Raw genomic sequence first — 9,469 nt, 5'->3', positions numbered from 1 at the left:
CGCCCACCCTCGCCCGCTTTCAGATTTTCAGCAGCATAGGGGCCAGGCTCATCCATATTGCGCTGCACACCTGCACGCAAAGTCTCAACATGATCTGCAAACAAGCCTTTAATCAGTATAACGCCATCGCGCTGAAAGGCCTCGATCTGCTCTTCGCTCACCATTGGGTGCATACTGTTCTCCCTATCTGTTTGCCATCCGCGCGGCCAGTTCCAGCATACGCATGGAAAAGCCCCACTCATTGTCATACCAACCGAACACCCGAAGCAAGCCGCCGACAGAAACGGAAAGCTCGGGCCCGACAAGGACGAGCGATTCCGGGCGCATGCGCAAATCCGATGACACCAGCGGTTTTTCCGTCCAGCCGATGATCGGGCCTGTAGAGACGCTTTTAAGATGGGCGCGCACCGCATCGCTTGTCACTGTTGCGCGGGTTTGTACGGTCAGATCAATCGCCGACACGCTGGCGGTCGGTACGCGAATAGCGCGCGCTTCAATGCGCCCTGCAAGATGCGGCAGCACCTCGTCGGTCAAGCGCTGTGCGCTGGTCGTGGTTGGCACCATCGACAAGGCCGCAGCACGGCTGCGCGCGAAATCCGCGCCGGGTTTATCGACCGTGGGTTGGCTGCCTGTATAGCAATGAACGGTGGTCATGTGCCCGCTTTCAACCCCATAGGCCTGATCCAGCACCCGCAACAATGGGGCCAGCGCGTTTGTGGTGCAAGAAGCGTTTGAAACAATGCGTGCATCGCCCAATTCGGCCTCGTTCGCACCAAGCACAATAGTTTGATCGGCCGTATCTGAGGGCCCCGAAATCAGGACAGCCCCTGCCCCTGCATCCAGTCCCCGCGTCGCAATCGCGCGGTTTCCTGCGAGGCCGGTACACTCCAGCACGACATCAACGCCCGACAAATCCAGCGTGTTCAAGTTATCGGTATGATGGAATGCGATGCGCGCGCCATCCAGGATCAACGCGCCCTCCGCAACATCGACTTCACCCTGATACTTTCCAAATACGCTATCGTATTCAAAGAGATAGGCGCAGGTCGCCAGCGGTTGGATGTCGTTTATCATAACCAGTTCAAACGGCAGATCATGTCCCCGCAAGATGCGTAGGATCGAACGGCCGATGCGACCAAACCCGTTCAGGGCAATCGTTGTTTTCTTGCGACTCATAATGCAAGTCTTTGCGCAAAGCTGTGCCCACTCCAAGCGTTCAATTGTACCAAGCTAAACTGGCACTTGTCAGCGGCTTCAAAAAAAGACCATCAATGTCGCAGCTAAGCAGGCGCCGACGGCAGTGCTGCTACGTTATGCAAACAACACAGCAACATGAGGCAGCGCGATGCAGTTTGGACTAAGTGAAGAGCAGAACATGATCGTCGATACTGTGCGCAGTTTCGTCGAGAATGAGATCTACCCGCATGAAACGTCTGTTGAGCAAAGCGGACAAGTGCCACATGAGCTGGGCGAAGAGATCAAACAGAAAGTGATTGATCTGGGTTTTTACGCCTGCAACTTCCCCGAAGAGGTTGGCGGCGCGGGTCTTTCCCATCTTGATTTCACCCTCGTCGAGCGTGAGTTGGGACGTGGTAGCATGGCCCTTACGCATTTCTTTGGCCGCCCGCAGAATATTCTAATGGCCTGCGAGGGTGAGCAGCGCGAGCGTTATCTGCTCCCTGCTGTGCGCGGCGAAAAGATGGACGCACTTGCGATGACCGAACCTGCGGCCGGATCGGACGTGCGCGGTATGAAGTGCAGCGCGGTGCGCGATGGCGGTGACTGGGTTGTTAACGGCTCCAAGCATTTCATCTCGGGTGGCGAACACGCTGATTTCTTTATTGTTTTCGTAGCTACCGGCGAGGATCAAACACCAAAAGGCCCAAAGAAACGGATCACTGCATTTCTCGTTGATCGCGGCACGCCTGGCTTTGATGCGCGCGAAGGGTACCGATCTGTTTCGCATCGCGGCTATAAGAACTATGTACTCGATTTCACCGACTGCCGACTTCCCGACGCGCAAGTTCTGGGCGAAGTCGATGGCGGTTTTGCAGTCATGAACGAATGGCTTTATGCGACCCGCCTTACCGTGGCCGCCTTTTCCGTAGGCCGCGCAAGACGTTGTTTTGACTATGCTTTGAACTACTCCGCCGAGCGCTCGCAATTCGGCCAACAGATCGGTAAATTCCAGGGCGTCAGCTTTCAAATCGCGGATATGATTACTGAAATCGACGCCGCCGATTGGCTGACGCTGGCTGGTGCGTGGCGTTTGGATCAGGGCCTGCCTGCAAACCGTGAGATCGCAAGTGCAAAGCTTTATGCGACGGAAATGTTGGCGCGCGTTACTGATACAACGCTGCAAATTCATGGCGGCATGGGCCTGATGGATGACTACCCGATTGAACGGTTCTGGCGCGATGCACGGGTTGAACGCATCTGGGATGGCACCAGCGAAATTCAGCGCCACATCATCAGCCGCGATCTGCTTCGCCCGCTTGGGGCCTAATAGATGAACGGGTTGAAACGTCTGCTCCAGCCGCGCTCTATCGCGGTGATTGGCGGCGGTGCTTGGTGCAGCAATGTAATCAAAGCCTGTGAAGGAATCGGGTTTAAGGGCGACATCTGGCCTGTTCACCCGAACAAACAAACCATCGCAGGCAAACAAGCCTTTCCAAGCATCGATGCGCTGCCCGATGCGCCAGATGCAAGTTTCCTGGGCGTGAACCGGAACGCCACGATCGAGGCCGTAACCGCCCTGCGCCAGCGCGGTGCAGGCGGCGCTGTGTGTTTCGCGTCCGGCTTTGCCGAGGCCACGGCAGAGATGGCAGATGGCGCAGATCTACAGGCGGCCCTCCTTGCCGCCGCTGGTGATATGACTGTGTTAGGTCCAAATTGTTACGGAATGTTGAACTACCTTGATGGCGCGGCGCTCTGGCCGGATCAACACGGTGGTGAGCGCGTGCAAAGCGGCGTCGCCATTGTTACGCAAAGCTCCAACATCGCGATCAATCTGACAATGCAAACCCGCGCTTTGCCGATGGCCTATGTTGTCACTGCGGGCAATCAGGCACAGACCGACCTTGCCGAGATCGGCTGTGAATTACTTCGCGACCCGCGCGTTACCTGTTTGGGGCTCCATATCGAAGGTGTAAGCAATATCAGAGGATTGGAGCAGCTATCCAAACTATCACATGAGCTGAAAAAGCCCATTTGTGTTCTCAAGATCGGTCGCTCCGAGCAAGCCCAGCTTGCCTCTGTCTCGCACACGGCATCGCTTGCCGGTAGCCACACCGGCGCCGAGGCGCTCTTTTCACGGCTCGGTTTCGCACAGCCCCAAGACCTCGAAGTGTTTCTAGAACTCTTGAAAATCTGGCACGTCACAGGTCCACTGCGCTCCAAACGGTTTGCCTCGGCCTCTTGCTCGGGCGGCGAAGCAAGCTTGATGGCCGACTTGGGACAGAGTGCAGGCATCTCTTATCCAGCGCTGGAACCGCCTCAGAAAACCGCCCTGCGCAGCGCGTTAGGGCCGAAAGTTGCCCTTGCTAACCCTCTGGATTACCACACCTATATCTGGAATGACGTTCCGGCAATGCGCGCAACCTTCAGCGCTTTGTTTGACAGCGATATCGCGATGGGAATCGTCGTTCTGGACTTCCCGCGCCCCGATCGCTGCACTCTTGATGATTGGGATAATGCGCTCAAAGCAATCACCGAATGCGCGGCACAAAGCAAAGTCCCGCTCGCCATATTAGCCTCCCTTCCAGACACAATGCCTGAAACAATCGCAAAAGCGCTTTTGTCCAAAGGGGTTGTCCCGCTCTACGGCATGGCCCCGGCATTAAAGGCCTTGGCATTGGCAGGGCCGATCCGCGATGACGACGGTGCCATTCTTGTACCGCTCACGCCGCAAGCGCCCGCCGTGATAAGCGAGCACGACGCCAAACAGGCATTGGCCGAGCATGGCCTTCCCATTCCCAAGGCACGCGTCGCCGCTACGCTGGCCGAGCTTGAAGAGGCCATTCAGACCCTGAACGCCCCCTATGTTGTCAAAGGTCTTGGCCTTGCACATAAATCAGAAGCTGGCGCAGTGCGCGTGTCCTTGCAAAGCAAACAGGCCGCAATTGACGCCGCTCGTGACATGAATGTTAAAGCCTACCTCGTTGAAGAAATGGTTCAAAATAGCATTGTGGAATTGCTTGTCGCAGTCACACTCGACCCTGCACATGGCTATGTTCTGACCCTTGGCGCGGGCGGCACGCAGACCGAACTATTGCAAGACACCGCTTCGCTCTTGTTACCCGCAAGTGAGCAAAGCGTCACCATGGCCCTAGGGACCCTGCGCTGCGCGCCGCTGCTGGATGGCTATCGCGGTGCGCCCGGAATTGATCGCGCTGCGCTTTGGCACGCAATTGATGCCGTTCAAAGATATGTCATTGCGCATCATGGCCAAGTGCAGGAGGTTGAGATCAACCCGCTGATCTGCACACCAAGCCACGCCGTCGCGGTGGATGCACTCATCGTTAAAGGAGACATTGCATGAGCGATACGCCGATTAAAACCACGCGCAACGGACAGGTCCTGGAAGTGACGCTGGACCGCCCGAAAGCAAACGCAATTGATCTGGCAACCAGCCGGATCATGGGTGAGGTTTTCAGAGATTTTCGCGACGATCCCGATCTGCGCGTTGCAATCATTACAGGCGCAGGTGACAAGTTCTTCTGCCCGGGCTGGGATCTTAAAGCGGCGGCAGATGGCGATGCGGTTGATGGCGATTACGGCGTTGGCGGCTTTGGCGGCTTGCAAGAACTGCCACACCTCAACAAACCAGTGATCGCCGCTGTGAACGGTATTTGCTGCGGCGGCGGTCTGGAACTCGCCTTGAGCGCAGATATGATCCTTGCCGCCGATCATGCCAGCTTTGCACTGCCCGAAATCCGTTCCGGTACAGTGGCCGACGCCGCCAGCATCAAACTTCCCAAGCGCATCCCCTATCATATCGCTATGGAAATGTTGCTCACAGGGCGCTGGCTGGACGCAGAGGAAGCCGCGCGCTGGGGGATGATAAACCACATCTACCCTGCCAGCGATCTGATGAGCGAAGCGCGTAAACTTGCCCAACTGCTCGCGTCTGGGCCCCCTCTCGTCTACGCTGCGATCAAAGAAGTGGTGCGCGAAGCAGAGGATATGAAATTCCAGGACGCGCTCAACAAGATCACAAAGAGCCAGTTCAAAACTGTCGAAACGCTCTATACGTCCGAAGACCAGCTAGAAGGCGCACGCGCCTTTGCCGAGAAGCGTGATCCAGTTTGGAAAGGACGCTAAAGAACACTGAAACGCGAGGTCCCTTTTGACATACCCGATGGGGAAGTCGAAAGGCAAAAGCCGGAAAAGGTTACCTTCAGACTCAATGTTTTGGAAAATGGTGCCCCCACACGGACTCGAACCGCGGACCTATTGATTACAAATCAATTGCTCTACCAGCTGAGCTATAGGGGCACTGCGAGGCGGAATACAAAGAGACGGGCGTACTCGCAAGAGGGTTTTTCACAAAACTGCAAAAAAAATTCAACGGCTCGATCTGGCGAGCAAAGCGACAGCACATAGACCCACTCCGATCACCAAAACAGCGGCTGGTGCCGCATCGCCAAGGTTCTCCAGACTTGCTTGGTCATGCACCCGCGTGGCGAGCGTGTCATAGTTAAACGGGCGCAGCAACAAGGTGGCTGGCAGCTCTTTCACGCAATCTACAAAGACCAACAACAGGGATGACAACGCAGAAGCGCGGATCAAGGGGAGATAGACCGCGCCAAGCACCTGCCCCTTCGAGCGTCCGAGCGAGCGCGCCGCCATGGGCAGGCTGGGCGAAACACGTCCCATCGCAGCATCTGCCGCCCCTTGGGCAATTGCGAAGAAGCGCACGCAGTAGGCCAGGATCAACGCAAAAGCGGACCCCGTGAGCAAAAGCCCGAAATCAACGCCGAGCAGCGCCTCCAACCCGTCTGCAAGGGCGTGATCGAGCGCAGCAAGCGGCACAAGGATACCAACAGCAAGAACTGCGCCGGGCGCCGCGTATCCAATACTGGTGATCGGCATCAGCAAACGCGGCAGGCTTCGCTCGGACAGGCGCATGCCATAGACCATGAATAGACCTAACGTGACGGTTACAAGCGCCGCAATTCCGGCAACGGTCAGCGTATTTCCAAGCGCACTTAGCAAGGCAGGATCGTGCCAACGCTCTGTATTGTCGAGCGCATGACCGAGGATCACACCAGCCGGCAGGATAAAGCCCAAAGCAAAAGGAATGAAACACATGATGAAAGCAACGGCAGAACGCGTACCAACCAGCTTTGTTTTGATCACGCCGCGATGACTGCGCGAGAGCGCAAAGAACCGGCTGCGCCGACGCGAAAGCTTTTCAAGGGTCACCAAAAGAATTACAAGAAGCAGCACTGTACTGGCGATTTGCGCCGCTCCGCCTGCGTTATTACTTTCCAGCCAAACGCTGAAAATACCTGTGGTCAGTGTTTGCACAGAGAAATAGTCAACCGTGCCAAAATCGTTCACGGTTTCCATCATCACAATCGCCATACCCGCAGCAATAGCCGGGCGCGCCATAGGCAGGCCTATGCGCACAAAGCGCGCGATAGCCCCCGCCCCGAGCGAGCGCGCGACCTCTTCACCGCAACCTGACTGTTCGCGAAAGGCGGCGCGCGCCATGATATAGACATAAGGGAAAAGCGAGGCGCTTAGCACCAGAACCGCCGCACCGCGCGAGCGTATTTCAGGAAACCAGTAATCGCGTGCGCTTTGCCAACCAAAAAGATCGCGCATCGCGGTTTGAACCGGCCCAGCGTACTCCAGAAAATCGACCAGTGCATAGGCTCCGACATAGGCAGGGATCGCCAAGGGCAACAGCAAAAGCCATTCCAACCAACGCGCGCCGAAAAACTGGTAGCGCGCAATCAGCCATGCCGCGCCTGTGCCGACCATGCCGGCCAGAACACCGACGCTTAGCATCAGGATCAGCGTATTTTTCAGATAGCGCGGCAGCGTTGTCGACAGAAGATGTGGCCAGATGTTTTCGCTGGGGAACAACGCGATCCAAACCACCGCAGCAATTGGTGCGACGACCAGTGCGGCAATCACCAACGCCCCAACGGACCACGGGCTTGGCAAAACCAAGCGCAGGCGCGCAAAATGCGAGGGAGATGTCTCAATCTGTGTCATCAGAGGTCTTCTGACGGAAATCGGTTTAACTGTCCAGAAAAGCCCTTATAGTAAACCGCCAAAGTAGATCAGCGAAAAGCAGGCATTGATGCAGGTTATTCTCCACGCAGGCGCCCACTGTACCGATGACGGGCGGCTTCTTAAAACCTTGTTCAAGAACCGCACAGCGTTCCAGGAGCGCGGTATCGCATTGCCGCGCCCGCGCCATTACCGCCAATTGCTAAGCGCGACAGTAAAGGCGCTATCCAAACGCCCTGCTGGACCGGATTCCCGCATGGCATTTCTGGATGCTATCATGGACGTGGATGCCGATGAGGTGGACCGCCTGTTCCTGCACAGCGAAAACTTCTTTTGCGTTCCCAAACTCGGCTTTCAGAAAGGGCGGATTTATCCTTTGGCAGGCTCGCGCCTTGGTCATCTGTCGCAGCTCTTTGCTGAGGACGAGATCGAGCTCTTTCTAGGAATTCGCAATCCCGCGACCCACCTGCCCGCCATGTTCGCCGCGACCCCGCATACGCATTTTGTCGAATTCATCGACGGCGCTGATCCGCGCGATATCTATTGGTCCGATCTGATTACATCGATCCGGCAAGAAGCGCCCAACGTGCGCGTGACCGTCTGGTGCAATGAAGATACGCCGCTGATCTGGGGCGAATTGATCCGCGAGATCGCGGGCCTAGCGGCCAACGAACCAATCGAGGGCGGCTTTGATCTGCTTTCGGAAATCATGAGCCCTGAAGGCATGACCCGCTTCGGAAGTTATCTGAAAAGCCATCCAGACATGACAGAAATGCAAACGCGGCGGGTTATCACCGCGTTTTTAGACAAATTCGCCATCGACGATATGGTTGAAGAAGAGGTCGATCTGCAAGGCTGGACAGAACCGCTTATCGATCAACTGACCGAGCAATACGAAGAAGATATCTTTGAAATCAGCCGTATCCCCGGCGTCACATTGCTCAGCCCGTAGGCGCGTGCAGGCTTAACCCTGCATTCCAAGCGCTTCTTTATACATTTCCAGCACCGCTTCTTCTTCGGCGATATCATCTGGCTCACGTTTGCGCAGCGCGATGACTTTGCGAAGAACTTTGGTGTCATAGCCACGCCCTTTGGCTTCGGCCATAACTTCCTTGCTTTGCTCTGCAAGGTCCTTTTTTTCCTGATCCAAACGCTCCAGGCGCTCTACAAACTGACGCAATTCATCTGCGGTCACACGGTAGCTGGTATCGCTGATTACATCTGACATTGGTGAACTCCGCTCTTGGAAAATCTGTTGAACCTCTCCCCTAGCGGTCCGTGTGCTAGGCTGCAAGGGCTTGCGAGCGGGCGGCGTGCAGGTTAGGCGATGCGCGGTGTTTTTACGCAAAGGAAATGGCGATGGACGGGTTGATTTGGACTGGGGCTGCAATCTCATGCTTGGGATTGATCGGCTTGATCTTGAGCATCATCAAAGTGAACCGCGCGCGCAAAGCGGGACTGAACGACGAAGAACTGCGCGCTGCTGTGCAAAAGGTGCTGCCGCTAAATCTGGGGTCGCTGTTTTTGTCCGTTATCGGGCTGATGATGGTGATTGTTGGAATTTTCCTTGGCTAATCGCTTGCCCAAACCGGGCTTGGGCCACATATCAAGAATATGTTAAAGTTTACGCCCATCCTTTTGGCCGTCCTTTACGGATTGGCAATGTATCGCTTTTCGGTTTGGCGCACGAGCCGAGAGCTGGATGCGCAATCGAGCGAATTGGCGGATCCCGCGCTGCAACCCATTATGCAAAGCATGGCAAAAGCGCTCGATCTGCCACGTATTCGCGTACATATTTACGAGATTGATCCCGTAAACGGCCTTGCCGCGCCTGACGGGCGTATTTTCATAACACGCGGATTTTATAAGAAATTTCTAGATGGGGATGTGTCGGGCGAAGAAATCGCATCGGTTATCGCCCATGAACTAGGTCATGTTGCCTTGGGGCATTCGCGCCGCCGGATGATCGATTTTTCGGGTCAGAATGCCCTGCGCACAGCGCTTGCGATGGTGATTGGCCGCTTTATCCCAGGTGTCGGGCCTTGGGTGGCGAATATGCTCACCTCGCTTCTGGCCGCGCGCCTATCGCGCAGCGATGAATACGAGGCCGATGCCTATGCCGCCGCACTTTTGTCCAAGGCCGGGATCGGTATCGCGCCGCAAATATCGCTTTTCCAAAAGCTGGACGCTCTGACCAAAAGCCACTCCGGGCGCGCGCCTGCAT

The 9,469-nt window shown here is 56.1% G+C and carries 9 protein-coding genes, 1 tRNA gene and 1 pseudogene; 6 read left to right on the top strand and 5 right to left on the bottom strand.

What is annotated here, in order from left to right; all coding sequences use genetic code 11:
• Both WBC85_RS02035 and WBC85_RS02030 read right to left on the bottom strand, forming a co-directional pair.
• Positions 1-173 (bottom strand): annotated as a pseudogene (locus WBC85_RS02035) (phytanoyl-CoA dioxygenase family protein); the annotation flags it as partial.
• 10 nt (positions 174-183) lie between these two features.
• On the bottom strand, positions 184-1,176 hold the full coding sequence (locus WBC85_RS02030) for a type I glyceraldehyde-3-phosphate dehydrogenase (protein ID WP_424433015.1): 993 nt from the start codon (positions 1,174-1,176) through the stop codon (positions 184-186).
• Between the two features lie 169 nt (positions 1,177-1,345).
• On the opposite strand from WBC85_RS02030, the gene WBC85_RS02025 reads away from it, so the two are divergent.
• The 3 genes from WBC85_RS02025 to WBC85_RS02015 are packed head-to-tail and all read left to right on the top strand — an operon-like array spanning position 1,346 to position 5,322.
• Positions 1,346-2,506 (top strand): acyl-CoA dehydrogenase family protein, encoded by a 1,161-nt coding sequence (locus WBC85_RS02025; protein WP_424433014.1) that lies wholly within the window; start codon positions 1,346-1,348, stop codon positions 2,504-2,506.
• 3 nt (positions 2,507-2,509) lie between these two features.
• Positions 2,510-4,540 (top strand): acetate--CoA ligase family protein, encoded by a 2,031-nt coding sequence (locus tag WBC85_RS02020; RefSeq protein WP_424433013.1) that lies wholly within the window; start codon positions 2,510-2,512, stop codon positions 4,538-4,540.
• A complete protein-coding gene (locus WBC85_RS02015) occupies positions 4,537-5,322 on the top strand; it encodes a carnitinyl-CoA dehydratase (protein ID WP_424433012.1) in 786 nt (261 codons plus the stop codon). The genes WBC85_RS02020 and WBC85_RS02015 overlap by 4 nt, the downstream gene beginning before the upstream one ends.
• A gap of 98 nt (positions 5,323-5,420) precedes the next feature.
• Here the strand turns inward: WBC85_RS02015 and WBC85_RS02010 are convergent.
• Together WBC85_RS02010 and WBC85_RS02005 are read right to left on the bottom strand one after the other, a co-directional pair.
• Positions 5,421-5,496 (bottom strand) — tRNA-Thr (locus WBC85_RS02010).
• A 69-nt stretch (positions 5,497-5,565) separates the two neighbouring features.
• Positions 5,566-7,227 carry an ABC transporter permease gene (locus tag WBC85_RS02005; protein WP_424433011.1) on the bottom strand — a complete coding sequence of 554 codons (1,662 nt, stop codon included), beginning with the start codon at positions 7,225-7,227 and terminating at the stop codon, positions 5,566-5,568.
• Positions 7,228-7,315: 88 nt separating this feature from the next.
• Here WBC85_RS02005 and WBC85_RS02000 point away from each other — a divergent pair, with 88 nt between their 5' ends.
• Positions 7,316-8,197, top strand: a complete 882-nt coding sequence (locus WBC85_RS02000) for a hypothetical protein (RefSeq protein WP_424433010.1) — start codon at positions 7,316-7,318, stop codon at positions 8,195-8,197.
• 12 nt (positions 8,198-8,209) lie between these two features.
• Here WBC85_RS02000 and WBC85_RS01995 read toward each other — a convergent pair whose 3' ends face one another.
• Complete coding sequence (locus tag WBC85_RS01995) at positions 8,210-8,473, bottom strand: DUF2312 domain-containing protein (RefSeq protein ID WP_424433009.1); 264 nt, start codon at positions 8,471-8,473, stop codon at positions 8,210-8,212.
• Positions 8,474-8,604: 131 nt separating this feature from the next.
• Between WBC85_RS01995 and WBC85_RS01990 the strand changes: the two genes are divergently transcribed.
• Complete coding sequence (locus WBC85_RS01990; RefSeq protein ID WP_424433008.1) at positions 8,605-8,820, top strand: hypothetical protein; 216 nt, start codon at positions 8,605-8,607, stop codon at positions 8,818-8,820.
• Positions 8,821-8,859: 39 nt separating this feature from the next.
• Positions 8,860-9,469: M48 family metalloprotease (locus WBC85_RS01985; RefSeq protein WP_424433007.1), on the top strand; the 610-nt coding region annotated here is incomplete at its 3' end.

The sequence above is a fragment of the Planktotalea sp. genome, from assembly GCF_049680325.1.
GTDB lineage: Bacteria > Pseudomonadota > Alphaproteobacteria > Rhodobacterales > Rhodobacteraceae > Planktotalea.
The sequence above is the reverse complement of the archived record's forward strand: the minus strand, read 5'-3'. Positions and strand labels throughout refer to the sequence as shown.